This is a genomic window from Paraburkholderia jirisanensis (assembly GCF_054782355.1).
The window spans coordinates 201793-217890 of sequence record NZ_BAAGSQ010000030.1; the positions used below are offsets into that span (position 1 = coordinate 201793).

At 58.7% G+C, this 16098-nt stretch carries 17 protein-coding genes; 12 read left to right on the plus strand and 5 right to left on the minus strand.

What is annotated here, in order from left to right; genetic code table 11:
* Positions 1-433: 433 nt before the first annotated feature.
* From chvE to ACYVNQ_RS30750, 4 genes are all read left to right on the plus strand, one after another.
* The gene (chvE, locus tag ACYVNQ_RS30735; protein ID WP_460908507.1) at positions 434-1495 is read left to right on the plus strand and encodes a multiple monosaccharide ABC transporter substrate-binding protein; all 1062 of its coding nucleotides are present in this window, start codon (positions 434-436) and stop codon (positions 1493-1495) included.
* A gap of 113 nt (positions 1496-1608) precedes the next feature.
* Positions 1609-3120 (plus strand): multiple monosaccharide ABC transporter ATP-binding protein, encoded by a 1512-nt coding sequence (gene mmsA, locus ACYVNQ_RS30740; RefSeq protein WP_460908509.1) that lies wholly within the window; start codon positions 1609-1611, stop codon positions 3118-3120.
* 27 nt (positions 3121-3147) lie between these two features.
* Positions 3148-4302, plus strand: a complete 1155-nt coding sequence (mmsB, locus tag ACYVNQ_RS30745) for a multiple monosaccharide ABC transporter permease (protein ID WP_460908094.1) — start codon at positions 3148-3150, stop codon at positions 4300-4302.
* Between the two features lie 413 nt (positions 4303-4715).
* Positions 4716-5933, plus strand: coding sequence for a TIGR03118 family protein (locus ACYVNQ_RS30750; RefSeq protein WP_460908096.1), 1218 nt, complete (start codon positions 4716-4718; stop codon positions 5931-5933).
* 90 nt (positions 5934-6023) lie between these two features.
* On the opposite strand, the gene ACYVNQ_RS30755 is transcribed toward ACYVNQ_RS30750, so the two are convergent.
* Complete coding sequence (locus ACYVNQ_RS30755) at positions 6024-6431, minus strand: GFA family protein (protein ID WP_460908098.1); 408 nt, start codon at positions 6429-6431, stop codon at positions 6024-6026.
* 143 nt (positions 6432-6574) lie between these two features.
* Positions 6575-6805, minus strand: coding sequence for a tautomerase family protein (locus ACYVNQ_RS30760; RefSeq protein WP_460908100.1), 231 nt, complete (start codon positions 6803-6805; stop codon positions 6575-6577).
* Positions 6806-6879: 74 nt separating this feature from the next.
* Between ACYVNQ_RS30760 and ACYVNQ_RS30765 the strand changes: the two genes are divergently transcribed.
* The 3 genes from ACYVNQ_RS30765 (at position 6880) to ACYVNQ_RS30775 (ending at position 9998) form a co-directional block, all read left to right on the plus strand.
* Positions 6880-7359, plus strand: coding sequence for a winged helix-turn-helix transcriptional regulator (locus ACYVNQ_RS30765; protein ID WP_460908102.1), 480 nt, complete (start codon positions 6880-6882; stop codon positions 7357-7359).
* A 360-nt stretch (positions 7360-7719) separates the two neighbouring features.
* Positions 7720-8226 carry a GNAT family N-acetyltransferase gene (locus tag ACYVNQ_RS30770; RefSeq protein WP_460908104.1) on the plus strand — a complete coding sequence of 169 codons (507 nt, stop codon included), beginning with the start codon at positions 7720-7722 and terminating at the stop codon, positions 8224-8226.
* 38 nt (positions 8227-8264) lie between these two features.
* Positions 8265-9998 (plus strand): serine hydrolase, encoded by a 1734-nt coding sequence (locus tag ACYVNQ_RS30775; protein WP_460908106.1) that lies wholly within the window; start codon positions 8265-8267, stop codon positions 9996-9998.
* Between the two features lie 162 nt (positions 9999-10160).
* Here ACYVNQ_RS30775 and ACYVNQ_RS30780 read toward each other — a convergent pair whose 3' ends face one another.
* A complete protein-coding gene (locus tag ACYVNQ_RS30780; RefSeq protein WP_460908108.1) occupies positions 10161-10940 on the minus strand; it encodes an alpha/beta hydrolase in 780 nt (259 codons plus the stop codon).
* Between the two features lie 210 nt (positions 10941-11150).
* Between ACYVNQ_RS30780 and ACYVNQ_RS30785 the strand changes: the two genes are divergently transcribed.
* A complete protein-coding gene (locus tag ACYVNQ_RS30785; RefSeq protein ID WP_460908110.1) occupies positions 11151-11306 on the plus strand; it encodes a hypothetical protein in 156 nt (51 codons plus the stop codon).
* Positions 11307-11512: 206 nt separating this feature from the next.
* Positions 11513-12016, plus strand: a complete 504-nt coding sequence (locus ACYVNQ_RS30790) for a DUF1801 domain-containing protein (RefSeq protein ID WP_460908112.1) — start codon at positions 11513-11515, stop codon at positions 12014-12016.
* Between the two features lie 239 nt (positions 12017-12255).
* Here ACYVNQ_RS30790 and ACYVNQ_RS30795 read toward each other — a convergent pair whose 3' ends face one another.
* Both ACYVNQ_RS30795 and ACYVNQ_RS30800 read right to left on the minus strand, forming a co-directional pair.
* Positions 12256-12771, minus strand: a complete 516-nt coding sequence (locus ACYVNQ_RS30795; RefSeq protein WP_460908114.1) for an SRPBCC domain-containing protein — start codon at positions 12769-12771, stop codon at positions 12256-12258.
* Between the two features lie 57 nt (positions 12772-12828).
* The gene (locus tag ACYVNQ_RS30800) at positions 12829-13035 is read right to left on the minus strand and encodes a hypothetical protein (protein ID WP_460908116.1); all 207 of its coding nucleotides are present in this window, start codon (positions 13033-13035) and stop codon (positions 12829-12831) included.
* A gap of 382 nt (positions 13036-13417) precedes the next feature.
* On the opposite strand from ACYVNQ_RS30800, the gene ACYVNQ_RS30805 reads away from it, so the two are divergent.
* From ACYVNQ_RS30805 to ACYVNQ_RS30815, 3 genes are read left to right on the plus strand one after another with little or no spacing between them, the layout of a single operon-like run.
* A complete protein-coding gene (locus ACYVNQ_RS30805; RefSeq protein WP_460908118.1) occupies positions 13418-13945 on the plus strand; it encodes a PAAR domain-containing protein in 528 nt (175 codons plus the stop codon).
* Positions 13942-14679, plus strand: coding sequence for a VRR-NUC domain-containing protein (locus ACYVNQ_RS30810; protein ID WP_460908120.1), 738 nt, complete (start codon positions 13942-13944; stop codon positions 14677-14679). Before ACYVNQ_RS30805 ends, ACYVNQ_RS30810 begins: the two co-directional genes overlap by 4 nt.
* Positions 14680-14693: 14 nt before the next feature.
* Positions 14694-15908, plus strand: a complete 1215-nt coding sequence (locus ACYVNQ_RS30815) for a type VI immunity family protein (RefSeq protein WP_460908122.1) — start codon at positions 14694-14696, stop codon at positions 15906-15908.
* The last annotated feature ends 190 nt before the right edge of the window (positions 15909-16098 follow it).

Sequence of the window (16098 nt, forward strand, 5' to 3'; positions counted from 1 at the left end):
TGCAGCGAGTCCAGCGTACATAGTGAAACGGGCCATACCAAATTTGTTAACGATGCCAGGGTCTTTTTATAATGGACGCATAGCGACGCCGGACGTAGACTGGCGCGCAACCCACCTAAGGGAAAAAATCAAAACGAGCGAGACCGAAGCGGGAGACACGAATTACAGCAAGGGGCGCCGGGTCGGCCGCCAATGCCTTTTCCCAATGCCGTTTGGGTCTTCAGTACATGCTGAATTTGTACGACGAACAGATGCACGCTTGAATGCGCGCGAGCGGGGCTTTGATGAAGCCGAGTTCCGTTCCATCATCGATACCACCTATATTCGGGCCTGGCACAGACACGTCAAGATTAAACCGCGGTGTTCTAAACAATACGCCCGCCTGGACCGCGGCCAGAACGGCACTCATTCATACACCGAAGGAGACATACCAATGAAACGTCTGTTCTTGAAAACCCTGATTGCGGTCATGGCGCTGCCAATGATTGGTGTGGCGCATGCCGAGAGCAAGGGGCTGGTTGCTGTGTCCATGCCGACCAAGTCGTCGGCGCGCTGGATCGCCGATGGCGATAACATGGTCAAGGATCTGCAGGCGGCGGGTTACACCACCGATCTCCAGTATGGCGACGACGATATTCCGAACCAGCTCGCGCAAATCGAGAACATGGTCACCAAGAAGCCGAAGGTGCTGGTGATCGCTGCAATCGATGGGACGACCCTGACCGATGTGCTCAAAAAGGCACACGATGCCGGCATCAAGGTCATTGCATACGATCGCCTGATCAAGAACTCGCCCGATGTCGATTACTACACGACCTTTGACAACTACAAGGTCGGCGTACTGCAGGCGCAATCCATTGTCGACAAGCTCGGTCTGAAACAGGGTAAAGGCCCGTTCAATATTGAACTGTTTGGTGGTTCGCCCGACGACAACAACGCGTTCTTCTTCTATAACGGCGCGATGAGCGTGCTGGATCCGTACATCAAAAGCGGCAAGCTGGTGGTGCGCAGCAAGCAGTTCGGCATGAACAAGGTCGGTACGCTGCGCTGGGATGGCGCCGTCGCCCAGGCCCGGATGGACAATCTGCTGTCGGCTTACTACGGCAATGCCAAGCTCGACGCCGTGCTGAGCCCGTATGACGGTCTGAGCATCGGCATTCTGTCGTCGGTCAAGGGTGTGGGTTACTGCACGGCTCAGCAGCCGTGCCCGATCGTCAGCGGACAGGACGCCGAGATTCCTTCGGTCAAGTCCATCCTGCACAAGGAGCAGTACTCGACCGTGTTCAAGGACACGCGTCAGCTCGCCAAGGTGACGGTTGCGATGATCAACGCAATGGCACAAGGCAAGCAGCCGGAGGTCAACGACACCAAGACCTACAACAACGGCGTGAAGGTCGTGCCGTCGTATCTGCTCAACCCGGTACTGGTGGATGGCTCCAACTGGAAGCCGATCCTGGTTGATAGCGGCTACTACAAGGAAGAGCAGATCAAGTAAGCCGGTATCGAAGTCAAGTCTGTCGCCGGAGACGCCAGGCGCGCTCCGGCGAGCGGCCCCTGCAAAACACGACAAATCCAGGAGACGGCGTGGCGGACGAGACCATCCTGTCCATGCGCAGCATCACCAAGACGTTTCCGGGTGTTAAAGCACTCGATAACGTCAATCTGACGGTCAAGGCTGGAGAAATCCATGCGGTCGTCGGTGAGAATGGCGCGGGCAAGTCCACTCTGATGAAGGTGCTGAGCGGTGTGTATCCGCATGGGTCCTACGAGGGGGAAATCCACTTCGAAGGGCAGCTGCAACGCTTCTCGGACATCCGTGAAAGCGAAGAGCGCGGCATCATCATCATTCATCAGGAATTGGCCTTGGTGCCGATGCTCTCGATCACCGAGAACATTTTCCTCGGCAATGAACAGGCGCAACGCGGGGTGATCGATTGGCACGCGGCGCATAAGCGCACGCGAGAATTGCTGCGGCGCGTGGGTTTGAACGAGTCACCCGACGCGATCGTCGGCAAGCTCGGCGTCGGCAAGCAACAGCTGGTGGAAATTGCCAAAGCGCTGTCAAAGCGCGTGAAGCTGCTGATCCTCGACGAACCCACTGCGAGTCTGAACGAGACCGATAGCGCCGCGCTGCTGAAACTGCTGCTGGAACTCCAGGCACAAGGGATTTCCTGCATCCTCATTTCGCACAAGCTCAACGAGATTACCCAGGTTGCGGATCAGATTACCGTCATTCGCGACGGCAGCACGATCGAGACACTCGATTGCGCCACAAGCGAGATCAGCGAGGATCGCATTATTCGCGGCATGGTCGGCCGTGACATGGAGCACCGTTATCCGCAGCGCGTGCCGCAGATCGGCGAAGTGATCTTCGAAGTACGCGACTGGCATGTGTTCCACGAACAGTATTCGGAGCGCGAGGTCATCAAGGGCATCGACCTGAACGTGCGCAAGGGCGAAGTGGTCGGCATTGCGGGACTGATGGGATCGGGCCGCACCGAACTGGCCATGAGTATTTTCGGGCGCTCGTATGGCCGGCGCATCAGTGGACAGGTGCTGATCGACGGCCAGACCGTAGATGTATCGACCATCGGCCGCGCCATCAAGCATGGCATTGCCTATGTGACCGAGGATCGCAAGGGGTATGGCCTGATCCTCGAGCAGGAAATCCGCAAAAACGTGTCGCTCGCCAACCTCGCCGAAGTGTCCGACCACGGTGTGATCGATGAACACGCCGAGTCCAAGGTTGCGCAGCAGTATCGCGAATCGTTGCGCATTCGCAGTTCGGGCATCCAGCAACGGGTGGTCAATCTGTCGGGCGGCAATCAGCAGAAGGTCGTGCTGAGCAAGTGGCTGTTCACGAAGCCGCGTCTGCTGATTCTCGATGAACCCACGCGGGGTATCGATGTCGGGGCCAAATACGAGATCTACACCATCATCGACGAGCTGGCGCGCAGGGGCGAAGGGATCCTGATGATTTCTTCCGAAATGTCGGAGCTGCTAGGCATGTGCGACCGCATCTACGTGATGAACGAAGGTCGGCTCGTGGTCGAGCTCGATCGGAACGAAGCGAGCCAGGAACGCATCATGCGCGCCATCGTGAACGCCGGTCATGCGTGAACTACTACATCGAATCAAGGCCATTTCATGAAACTCGGCTTTCTCAAGAACAATCTGCGCGACTACGGCCTGCTGCTCTCGTTGGTCGTCATCATGGGGTTCTTCCAGTACCAGACCGACGGCGTGCTGATGCAGCCGTTGAACATCACCAATCTGGTTTTGCAGAACAGCTACATCATTGTGATGGCGCTGGGCATGCTGCTCGTGATTGTGGCCGGCTATATCGATCTGTCCGTCGGATCGGTCAGCGGCTTTATCGGCGGCCTGGCCGCGGTGCTGATCGTGCAGTATTCGTGGCCTGTGGTGCCGACGATCATCGTGGCGATTCTCGCGGGTGCGCTGATCGGTGCGGGGCAGGGCTGGTTCGTGGCTTATGCGCGCATTCCGTCGTTTATCGTGACGCTGGCAGGGATGCTTATTTTCAAGGGCCTTGCACTTGCGCTGTTGCAAGGCCAATCGGTCGGGCCGTTCCCGCTGCAATTTCAGCGGATCAGTACGGGCTTTCTGCCCGATCCGTTCGGCGGCACGGACGTCCGGGTGCTGTCCCTGATCGTGGGCATCCTGCTGGCGCTGGGGCTGGTCGCGGCGGAGATGCGCAAGCGCCGCAAGGCGCAGGCGCACGATATGGAGGTCGAACCGGTTGCGTTCTTCGTGGTGAAGAACATTTTGTTCGCGGGGGCTGTCACTTATCTGGTCTGGCTGCTTTCCACGTATAAGGGCTTGCCGAATGTATTGATCTTGATGGCCGTTCTGATTTTGATCTACCAGTTTGTGACCAATCGCACGACGATCGGTCGGCGTATTTATGCGCTGGGCGGCAATGAGAAGGCGGCGCGTTTGTCGGGTGTGAACACTGCGCGGCTGTCCTTTTTGACCTTTGTGAACATGGGTGTGTTGGCGGCCGTGGCGGGTGTGATTTTCGCGGCGCGACTGAACACGGCAACGCCGAAGGCTGGCCTCGGCTTTGAGCTCGACGTGATCGCGGCATGCTTCATTGGCGGAGCATCGGCCTCGGGGGGCGTGGGTAAGGTGGTGGGCGCGGTGATCGGCGCTTTCATCATGGGCGTGATGAACAACGGCATGTCGATCATGGGCATTGGTATTGATTACCAGCAGGTGATCAAGGGGATGGTGTTGCTGGCAGCGGTGTTTCTGGATGTTTATAACCGGAACCGGGCTTGAAGAGGTAAGGGCACGTTCCTTACCTCTCTGGGAGTGAGCCGCAGCGACGCCGCCTGGTCGTGGCTGCGGCCAGACCTTTCTGTCGCATCAAACGTTGCCAGCTCCGTGGGTCTCTTCGCGATGCAGTCCACAGAACTGCGCAAGTGAAATCGTGCCCGTCACGTTTCGCTAAAGTCGCTTCATCTTCGGGCATGCCCGCTTTCGCCTGAGAGCAAGTGCTCAAATACCGCCTGCCACTTTTCTGAATGACATCGAAAATCTGTTGTCCTTCGGTGCGTAGGCCCAAGCCTTTCAACAATAAATTTTTCCCCTGACTTCACGCTTGCGGGCGCGTGCGCGGGCAATGCATGTCATTTCATGCATGCCCGCTTGTTGTTGTCTTTCAATCTCCCTGCCTTCAAGGAAGTTAAACCGTGAATACGAAGTTAAAGTTGTTGAGCGCAGCATCGCTATCCATGTCGTTGTGGATGGGAACCGCGTCGGCTCAAAGCTATGTGCAAACGAACCTCGTTTCGAGCACGGCGGGCGCAGCACCCCTTGTCGATTCGCAATTGAGCGGTCCGATGGGATTTTCGCGACTTTCGAGCAGCGAATGGTGGGTATCGGATTCGACTTCGGGTTTCAGTACGCTATACATCGGCGACGGCACGAAGAACCCGCTGGTCGTTACCGTACCGCCGGCGCGCGCGGCGCAGCCGGGAATAGCTTCGACTGGATCACCTGCCGGCGCGATCTCCAACAACAGTCCAACGGACTTCCTGGTAGGCGGCAAGCCGGCCGCGTTCCTGTTCAGCACACTTGACGGCGCGATCGCGGCGTGGAACCCGGCGGTCGGCGCTGTGACAGGTCCGACGCCCGTTTCGAATCACGCGGAAATTGTTGCAACCGGTGCGCCCGGATCGATCTATCCCGCGATTGCCAGCGCGTTCGTGAACGGCAAACGCATCCTGTACGCGGCGAATTTCGGCCTCAACCGTATCGATACGTACGATTCGACGTTCCGCCCAGTCAGGCTGCCGCGCGGCGATGCCGGGCCGTTGCGCTTTGACAGCAACCATTTCTACGCCGACGGCGAACCGTTTGTCGACGATCGTCTGCCGGGAGGTTATTCGCCGTACAACGTTCAGGCGATCGGCAACGACATTGTCGTGACCTATGCGTTTCATCCGGACAGAAGGAGCACGTCGCCGGCATCGGGCCCTGGCCTCGGGTATGTCGATGTTTTTTCAGCGTCGGGCATCCTGCTCGCGCGTCTTGAGCACGGCGATTTCATGGACGCGCCTTACGGTGTCGCATTGGCACCGCTCGACTTCGGCCGCTTCAGTCATGACCTGCTCGTCGCGCAGTCGGGTACCGACAATGGTGAGTCCAGCGGCGTGATCGCGGCGTTTGATTTCGCTACCGGGAAGTTCGACGGCGAGATGAAGGATGCGACGGGAAAGACGCTGGTGATCCCGGGTCTGCGCGGCATCGCGCCTGGCAATGTCTCGCCTGCGAACCTGGATGCGGCGGCCGCGCCAGCCGCGCAACTTTACTTCACGTCGTTCTCCGGTCAAGCAGCGCAGTCGAATGCGCTGTTCGGTTTCCTGGCGCCGGCGACAGCGGATTTGATCAAGGGTAACGATCAGTAAGCGGATTGACGTCAGCGGGTCAAACCATTGCCACGGGCGGGGAACACTCCTCGCCCGTGGCGCTGATGGGAGTATGAGGTTTCGAGCGAATCAGGGCGACTGGGGATAATGAGAAATTGCCTGATCAAGGCAGACCCATGGCTGTGCGCTAGATGTCCAGATATCCAGCATCGGCTGAAACTCGGATTGATTGTCCAGCGTAGGGAAACGAATGGACATCACGTCTGGAGCAGCCTCTCCGTAGGTGAACAGAGGAGAGCCGCAATCGGTACAAAAGCTGCGCGTTGCGAGCCGGCCACTGCTAGCACGAACAGAATACGTCTTTGGCGTACCGGTGACCGTCACGTCCGACATCCGAACGATGAAGCCGGATGCGAAAGGAGCGCCACTAGAGCGCTGGCAGTCCAGGCAGTGGCAGTTTAGCGTCGCAATGGGCGCACGCGAGCATGCATAGCGAATCGATCCGCATGCACACCCCCCGGCAAATGGCGCAGTCATGTCTCTGTTTCCTCCTGCCGTTTAACGCGTTTTTACTGGAATCTGATTAGACGCCCGTTGGAATGGAAGCTCGCCGCCTCGCGCCTCTTGTCATCGCGCGCGCAGTGTAGCGCCACCGACACCGCAAGGCGAGAAGCCGTCGCTTATGCGAGTGGAGGAAATTTTGACGCAATCATTCCAGGCGTTGGAATTACACCTCCAATGCTCCACTGCGAGGGTATCTGCTCATCGATCTTCACCCACACTGACGAGCGAAATGAAGGATCTCCGCGCCCCTCAATTTCGACCATCAAATCTGTAATCCGCCTAAGCATCTCAGACTTCTGATCATCCGAGAGAATGCCGGAAATCGTCTGCACATGTACAAAAGGCATACACCACTCCAGAGAAGTTGCGTAAGATGTCTGAGTCTGATTGTCAGACTTAGGCTAACACTGGAGGCCGAAGCATGTCAAAGGAAGCACCAGGAAACGCTGAGAGACGGCGAAATCGACCGCTTGTCACGGTAACCGAATGCGGTCTTGCGCACGCGGCCGATCTGCTCGGCGATCGTTGGATCCTGTTGATTCTTCGAGAGGCGTTTTATGGCGTTACGCGATTCGATGAGATACGCAAAGACATTGGAGCCTCAAAACATGCGCTGAGCAGTCGGCTTGAACTGCTCACGAATGCTGGTATCTTGACTTCACGTCCGTATAGAGAGCCGGGGGAGCGAGAACGGAGTGAATACGTCCTTACGGAGAACGGCCAAAGCCTCGGGCCGGTGTTGCTAGTACTCCTGGACTGGGGGCAAACACATCTTCATTCGTCAGGCAGACGTGTCGCTCTCATCGAGCGGTCTACAGGGCAGCCGGTGAGAAGCGCATTTGCAACTGAAGATGGACGCATGATTGGCGGGGCAGAAGTCACATTGAGGATTCGCGAATAATCATTCCATTCGAATGGCTGCATTGCGCAGCTGCGACTGTCTCTTCAGGGTCGTATTGTGCCGTTCGCCGAAGCTCGATCGTATTTATCTGTTCGCCTGTTCTTGCGCGCTCGCCGCTGCTGGCGTACGGGCAGCTCGCACTCATGCGGCAGAGAGTCAGGATCGAGCCAGCATATCTGCCGGATCGCTTTCCATATAACGATGAAAGTCGGTAGCGACCACGGGCAGGTATACCGTGCTTCACTTCGAACAGCCCTCAAATACCAACTTCGATTGCCGATGACATGAGGACCGGTTGTCGAAACGTAAGGGAGCGTTGCTAGCCTTCGCTATCCCCCGCAACCGGCTGAACAAAAAGCAATGGCAAAAATGTTCGTTCGTAGGGCAGGCGAATTGGATGTTCCAGCGCTTACGCAAATTCGGAATGATGCTCACGCAATGAAGGTGGCTCACGGCGACTACGCGTGGGGCAAGGAGGGAGACGGGTTTTCCGAGGCCTGGGTGCGAAACAATGTCACCTGCAGAGAGGTATATATCGCCGAGCTGGGCGGCACTTCAGTCGGAACGTTCTTGCTCGATCTGGACGATGAAAGACACTGGGGACCTCAAGAACCGATCGCCGGCTATGTACATGGGCTTTGCGTGCGAAAAGGCTTCAATGGAAGTGGCCTCGGCGGTTTCATGCTTGAGTGGTGTGCTGCCAAAGTGAGGAGCTTGAACCGCCGCTCGGTTCGACTCGACTGCCCCGCGCACAATCTGAAACTATGCACGTACTACGAGTCGCTTGGCTTTATCCGCTTAGGACTGTATGCGGAGCCGGAGCCCAATGGCTACGTGTGGTCACTTTACGAAGAACCGGTTGACTGATTTCTCACGGGCATCAGATCACAAGGGGAGTCTTTCGCATGACGAACGCCGTACCCGACCATCTCGATACGCTTGTCCGCGAGGTAATGGACGAGTGGCAGATTCCCGGCTTGGCGCTGGCCGTCACGCGCGACGGCGAGGAAGACTACGTCAGGGCCTATGGACTGCGCGACGTGGAGGCTGCTCTTCCCGTAACGGGCGACACTCAATTCATGCTTTGCTCTGTAACGAAGTCCTTTACGGCGCTAGGTCTGGCGATGCTAGTCGATGAAGGACGGCTCGATTGGAATATGCCCGTACGCGACTATCTGCCCGAGTTTCGTATGCAAGACGCAGTCGCGACGGAGCGCGTCACCGTCATCGATCTGCTTTCCCACCATACTGGATTGCCGCGTCACGACTGGCTCTGGATGCCGGCTGACATTTCGCGCGCTGAGATGTTTGCGGCACTACGCTATCTCGAGCCAAGCAAAGATCTGCGCACGACCTATCAGTACTGCAATCTCACCTATGTCGCAGCGGGAATGATCGCCGAACGGATTTCTGGTCAGAGCTGGGAGGACTTCACGTTAGAACGCATCATGAAGCCGCTTGCGATGCTTAACGTGGGCTTTTCGCACATAGACCTGGAACACGCTCCGGATAGCGCGCGTCCCTACATTGTGCATGATCAGCAGAAGGCTGGTGAATTCGTGCGCCGACGTGTGCAGGTTTGGCCAATTGTTGCTACGCCGGCTGGCGGTATTAACGTTGCCGCTTCCGACATGGCGCGGTACATGCGCCTGTATCTCGACGATGGCAAGGTCAACGGTGAGCGACTCGTCTCATCGGCGCGGCTGAAGGCGCTACACAGGCCGCGCGTTTATACCGGAAAGTCACACTTTGCCGAGATCGGTGAAAGTCACTATGGGCTCGGCCTTGGAACGCACCACTACCGCGGCGAACGTGTCGTTAGCCATTCTGGCGGCTGGTTCGGCTGGAGCTCGCTTATGACGCTCGTGCCTGATCGCCAGTTCGGCGTCACGGTGCTGATCAATCGCAACTGCTCTCCCGTTACCGAGATCGTGAGAAATGCGATCGTCGATCATCTTATGGGCAAGGAGGCAATACCGTGGTTTGATCGATTCCGTGATTCGCTGCGCGCGCAGATCGCGCAACGCCCGGCGGATGTTGCAGCAAAGCGCGCATCGCGGCGAAGCGATTCACCAGGCCGCCCTCTAGATGAGTACGCCGGCGACTACGTCCATCCAGCCTACGGCCGCGTGACGGTCGAAGCAGTGGGTGGCGCGCTCGCGTTTCGCTATCGCGGCATGTCGGGCGCATTGATCTATCGCCACTACGATGCATTCGAACTCGACGAGCAACCGGAAACGCTTTGGCCCGACGGTCTTTCCGTGACATTTCTCTATGATCGCGAGGGGCGGATCGATCGCCTTGTGACTCCGCTCGAACGCGCTGTCGCGGATATCGTCTTCCACCGCAGCGCCTCGGGCGAAAGTCTCGACGTAGCGTTTCGCCAGAGCTGTGTCGGTGCTTACCGTTTAGGAGCGGCTGTGCACGTAGTGGCGGTAGACGCCAAAGGGCAGCTCACGCTGTCCCCAACAGGCCAGCCGACCTATCGGCTCGATCCTTATCGCGGGCGCGTATTTGCGATTCGCGAGCTGAAAGGGTATCGAGTTGAGTTTGTTAGCGGCAAAGGTGACGCCATATCGAAGATCGTCTTCCACCAGCCCAACGGAACATTTGACGTTCCGAGAGAGAATGGCGATTGACAGTCCAAGGACGCGGTCGCATAGCCGTAGCCGGCCCCAGGAAGGGACACTCGACCTCGCCATACAGATCGTTGAAAATCGATGTTCGGGTACCCGAACAGGGCGCCTCGCAACAAGAGCCTATCCACTCCCTCATTGCGAAAGCCGCCCTTCAGTCAGTCGTCACTTCGCCTGCTGTCCCGCCGCTTCCAGAATAAGATTCGCGACTTCCTGCGGATGCGAAATCAGCGATACGTGCGACGAAGGAATCTCGATCGTGTGCGCCTTCATCCGATTCGCCATAAACCGTTCGAGATCGGAGTTGATCGTGCGGTCTTCGGTAGAGACGGCATACCATGTCGGTTTGTCGTGCCATGCGGCGACGGTCGTTTTGGCCATGGTGATGGCCTTGCCGATGGGCTGCTGCACCGCGTAGTACTTTTCGGCCTCCGCAGTCGGCAAGTCACCTGCGAAGTCCTTGACGAATGCATTTTCGGAGAGCTTGCCATAGCCGTCCGCGGACCACTGCAGTCCCGCCGATGCCGGGGCAGCCGGGAACTTGCGCGTCAGCGCGGGATAGTCTTCGCCGGCATCGGGCGCGCGTGCTGCAATATAGACGAGGCCTGTGACCTTCGGATCGTCGCCCGCTTGACTGATGACCATGCCCCCATACGAGTGGGCAACCAGCAGCGTCGGCCCGTCTTGCTGAGCGAGTGCGCGCTTGACCGCATCGACGTCCGCGTCCAACGATGTCGTCGGGTTCTGCACCGAGGTCACATGGAATCCCTTTGCCTGCAACAGGGGAATGACCTTTTCCCAACTGGACCCGTCGGCAAACAGGCCGTGCACAAGCACGATATTGTGAACGGGGGTGGCAGGCGCATTCGTCTCAGCCAACGCCGAGTGAGCTGCGAAGGTCAAAGAGAGCGCGGTGAGGGTGGCGCCGATCATGCTGCGTTTCATGCCGATTTCCTTTCGTTGATGTTGCTGCGGTGGTGTTGGAGCGTAAAGGTGAACTGCCGGCGTGTTTCGCTTCGTCGTCGATAACGAAGATTTTCATGGAGACCAGGTGGTTGAAACATCGTGAGGAAAGTGTACGGGTGCCGTTCGAACCTGGCGGTTACCTAGTCATTACAAAAAAATGACGAAGCGCGCAGGGCCGATGCTTTTGCGATGCCACGTGCGACGGGTGTCACGACCGACGATGCCGCCGATTCACTCGACAATGCCGGAGGGACGATCGCAACGAGTGGCGCGCTGGACGTGCGATCAGGCTCCGCCACGAATCGTGACGGTGTGCCTTGCCGCCTGGACGGACGCCACGGGTAATGTCGCGTCGCGGGATAGCGGTACGGAGGTGACCTGGCGGTGTAGGTAAACTGGGCAGCGTTCGAATAAGTTCGGTGATTGCTGACGATCTGGAGGCTGTTGTCAGGTGACTGAAGGTGGCCGATTCGGTAAGGTCGCCAATGGCCAGTTCGGCATTCGTCGAATATCTTTCAGGCCGACACACATCCACGAAACAGGCGACCGCCATGCCCGATAAGACTGACAAGACTTCCAGGCTCACTGTTCGTAAGCCGACCAGGCCTGCAGCGACAAAGGGCAAGCCTGCCACGACTCTGCCGGAGTCCATGGCGACCGGCAAGGCAAGCCCGGCGAAGGCTGCGGTCGGCGACAAGCCGGTCTTCGCCTACATAGCCAGTCTGCCGCAACCGCAGCGCGGTATCGCGGAACGCATCGATGCTCTTGCGGCCAGGACGCTTCCCGGCCTGCAGCGTTCTGTGAAATGGGGCATTTCGTACTATGGCGTTGGGGACGGCTGGTGTTTCTGTTGCGGCGGATTCGCCGACCACGTCAAGCTCATGTTCATAGACTGTGCAGCGCTCAAGCCGGTACCTCCGGTGACGCCGGTAGCGATGGGCAAATCGACCCGGGGCGTGGAGGTTAAATCAACGGACGATCTCGACGAACGCCAGATCGCGGCATGGATGATTCAGGTCGCGGCTGTGCCCGGTGTCGGGGGGAAGAAGGGGTAGGTTCGAGAATGAATGTCGAGTGCGTTGGTGCTAGACGCGGCCTAACAACCGTATTGGCGGAGGGTGCGACGCGCCGTGGATGAGCTCGGAGGCGACTGGATCCGAGCCAGGTGACGCTGGGGCGACTGACCTGCCCGATTTTCTAAGACCGCTCCGCTCTAGCAACAAGGGCACTGCTCAGGCTTTACGCTTCGCTCCGGCTACCTAACGATTAACCCCTCACCGCGGCTTCGGCTCGTTCAAGAGTGCTCCTTGCCGCGCGCAAGCAGAAATTCGTCCAACTGCAGGAATATCTCGGTCATGGCCTGGCCCATTTCCTCGATAGCGATGTCGAGAGCTTGTTTTGATGGATAGAGCTCACGCATCACCAGCGCAGTCTTGCCCTCGTTGTGCTCGAAGATCACTGTCGTGATCGCGCCGTCAGCGCTTTCTTCATTGGTCCAGACGAGGCGGGAATTTGGCACAACCTCGAGATACGTGCCGAAGAACGCTATAGGAGCGGGGGCGTTGGGGTGTTCGAACACCAGACGGTAGCGGCCGCCGACACGCACATCCTGCTCGCAGGAAAGCAGGGTCGCGCCGCTCGAGCGGGGCACCCACCATTGCCTGAAGAGCGCTGGCGTAGTCCACGCTTCGAACACGAGCCGCGACGGGGCGTCGAAGGTTCGTGTGGTGAGCATCTCGCGCTCGGATGTGCGTTGCGAAATCGTCCGGTTGCTTGTGCGGGCAGGCTCATTTTCGCTTCGTTCGACCATCACGTTCCTCCTTGGGGTTGATCGCCTCGGCGACGTGTCCATGAAAGCCCCACCATGCTACGCCCTTTCCACTCCGCCAGCTTCCGATGCCCGCGTCGCCGTCACCTCCTCGTGATAACGCGGCGTGGTCAGTTCGTCCATCATGACGATCGGGTTGGCAAGAATCGTCTCGCTCGTCAACGTGGACCTCGACCCGTCAAACCAGCAGGCAAGCGCTGCATTCCGGTTACCGATGTTCGCCAGATCAGAAAGAACGTAACGCACTTGCACGCCCTCCCGGAAAATTGCTTCGCAGGATTGTTTGTTTACGGGGCGAAATGAGTCAATACAACGAGTCCGCTTCTTAACCATTTTTTACGCATCTGCGAAGAGATTGACATCATCGCTGGCCGACGCCAGCGTGTACGACTTCGCTGTGTAGGTGCCTGGGGCGTAGGAGGCACGCGAGCGTGTCGTGGTCGAAGCGCGCACCCACGCCGGCCATCGACATACAGTCGGCGCAAGCGCATTGCATCTTGGATCTGCGCCTTGATCTCGTCGTGGGCGAGAACAGGAATGCGACAAGCGAAGCTACCAACATTGACAGGGTGGCGTTGGGGAAAACCGCTGCTACATTCCTCCGTCCAAAACACGGAGAGGATGCCTGATGGATTTTTCGTTCATTTGCGAAGGGGACACGACCTCACACGGTGGCCGTGTTCTCGCATGTGCGCCGGAGAACGAGGTCGATGGTCGCCCGCTCGCCCTCCTCGGCGACAAAGTATCGTGCCCCAGGTGCGGCGGTATTTATCCGATCGTCGGTGTCAAGGACCTGGGCGTGACGTTCGACGGTCGGCCCGTCGCCTCCGAAGGCGACACGACTGCCTGCGGGGCCGCGCTTATCGCCAGCCAAAATACGGCTATCGCTGAGCGAACCAATGGTGCGGGCGCGTCGGTCGGCACCGGCATGAGCGTGTTCTCTCAACTGGGTGCGGACACGTCTCAACGCGGGCGATTCCAGTTAGTCGACGATGCCACGCGTCAGCCCATTGCCAGGCATCCCTATACCGTGACGTCCGCAGATGGCCGTGTGATTCACGGTAAGACCGATGCGACGGGGCTCACCGACTGGCTTGAAGGGGATACGGCATCGTCGCTAACGCTTGACCACTCAGGAAGCGAGGGTACGGCATGAGTGACTACGGCCCCGGTTCCGCGATCGGCGGGATGTCGTCCGAGGGGCAAACGACCCAGGTCGGGGTGAGCGCTCGTCTGTCGAAGAAAGACCGCGTGGTGCTTTGCTCCGTGCTCTGCAAATGCAAGTCTATTGGCGTTGCTGCACGCAATGGTCGGATCCAGCGTCAACGCTGCGTCCAGCAGCGGCTGGACGCTACGAACGAGATTTCGCGGATCGCGACAGGCGCCCCGACCGAATACTGTCCGGAGCAGACCTACAACATGACTGTCGAGCCACCGGAGCCGGTGACCGATCCGAACGATCCGCTGCGGCGTCATTCCGATCTGCGACAATGGATCGAAGACTTCTGGCCCGGCGGCCGTAGGCGGTACAAGGCGGGGGCCGGCAACTTGCGCCGCCCGGACGTGGTGGTCGTCCAGGATCCGATGCAACCGCCTGTGCAATCGAACATCAGGCACGTCGTGGAGTTCAAATTTCCGCCCGACGACTATAGCCGCAACCAGCAGCGGGACTACATCCGGATCGCGGGCGCGCGTTCGAAGTTCGTGCCACTGGGTCCTGCCGAATGCGGTTGCGGCGATGGCGAGCAGGACGGTAAAACGTCCGCGCAACGTCAGTCCACGACGTCCACAGACATGGATGAACTGCTCGGTGGGAGCGGTGGGCATTCCTTGTCGAGCGGGAGTGGGTTACCACCCGCGCTAACGCCGCCGCCGCTAGCTTTTCCGTAATGAAGTGACAAGACATGACTGAAGACGAGATCAAACACTGGATTGCGGATCCTCGACGCGCGGATACCTTGCCATTCGGAGTCTACGAACCTGCGTATCAGAAAGGGATCACGGGCGCGGCGCTGGTGGTGCGTGGCGTCGTGTACTTCCGCGACGGTCACACGCCTGCGGTGCGTGCCGCGCTGGTGAAGTGCTTCGAACAATATCGCGCGACGATCGACGAGTATTTCCACGCCCTGCAAGTCGCCTCAGGGGAGAAGCGGTCGAAAGACGGCCCGCTGCGATGGCTTTACTCCGAAGGCGAGCAGCCCTTGCCGATAGACCAGGCGCCTGATCTTGAACGACTGTCAAAGACGGTGCCCGCGGACGAAGCGCTGGTCGTGCAGATGACAAGCGCCGATCACAAGCTAGCGACGGGATTTTACGAGTTTGCGGTCTTCACCATCGCTGAGTGGCAAGCGAAGCTCAACCGAAGTATGGACGTGCTGGATTTCACGGTGCCGCGCGCTTTCCTTGAGCACAAACCAGGGGTGTTCCAGGCGTTGTTTGTTGCTTTTTGCGAAGCCTTGCCTACCATCTACGGGCACGCCGGTTTCGCGGTCAACGTGCCCCCGATGGGACGCGAACCGAACGAAGCAGGCGAGTATTTCTTCGCGCGCCGCTACGGGCCGGGGATCGATGTTGGCGATCCAATGAGCGTTGGCACGGTAGACCTGGCCTCCAGGATCAAGACGGTGGATTGGCTCGTCGCGCTGGATGCAGACCTCGTACGTGCAGCGAGTAGCGCCGCGACATCGACTTTGCCACCGGACTGGTACGTGCGTCATCCGTTCGGCGATGGCGGTGTGATCATTCAGGCGGGAGTTGCCCCGCAGTCGGGTGTGTCCGCCGGGCAGGGCAAACAGCCGTTGCCGGCCGCGGCGTATGTGCTGCTGAACGCGGCTCTGCGTTCTGTCATCGCGGAAAAGATGGACATCATTCAGAGCGGTACGCTTGACAGTACCGCACCGCTTCTGAACACGAATGTCGCGACGGAAGGGTGGTTGCGTCGGTTCAATGTACCCGACGATCAAATCAACGCTTGGTGGGGTGAACTGCATAAAACGCCGACGGTTGCGGGCGTCAAGCTCGTCGTCGCGGAGCATATCAAGCGTCTGCGGCAAGCGATGGGGCTTCCGGCGGTCGCGTTCACAACCGGCGCAGGGTACGGGAGCCCGCCGGAATCTTGACGAAATGGCGTAGCTCGTTTTGATCTGTCGTCCGTGTCAAACCGGTCTATTCTGTCTCGCGGTGCTGTCCAACGCTGAACCTGTATAAAGCCGCACTTGGCCCAATTCTCCTATTGCAGACCTGGTGGCGCTTGCCAGAAGCTTCCGGCCCTCGCAGTGGCATTGAGGGGAACTGCGGTCCCGCGGCGAC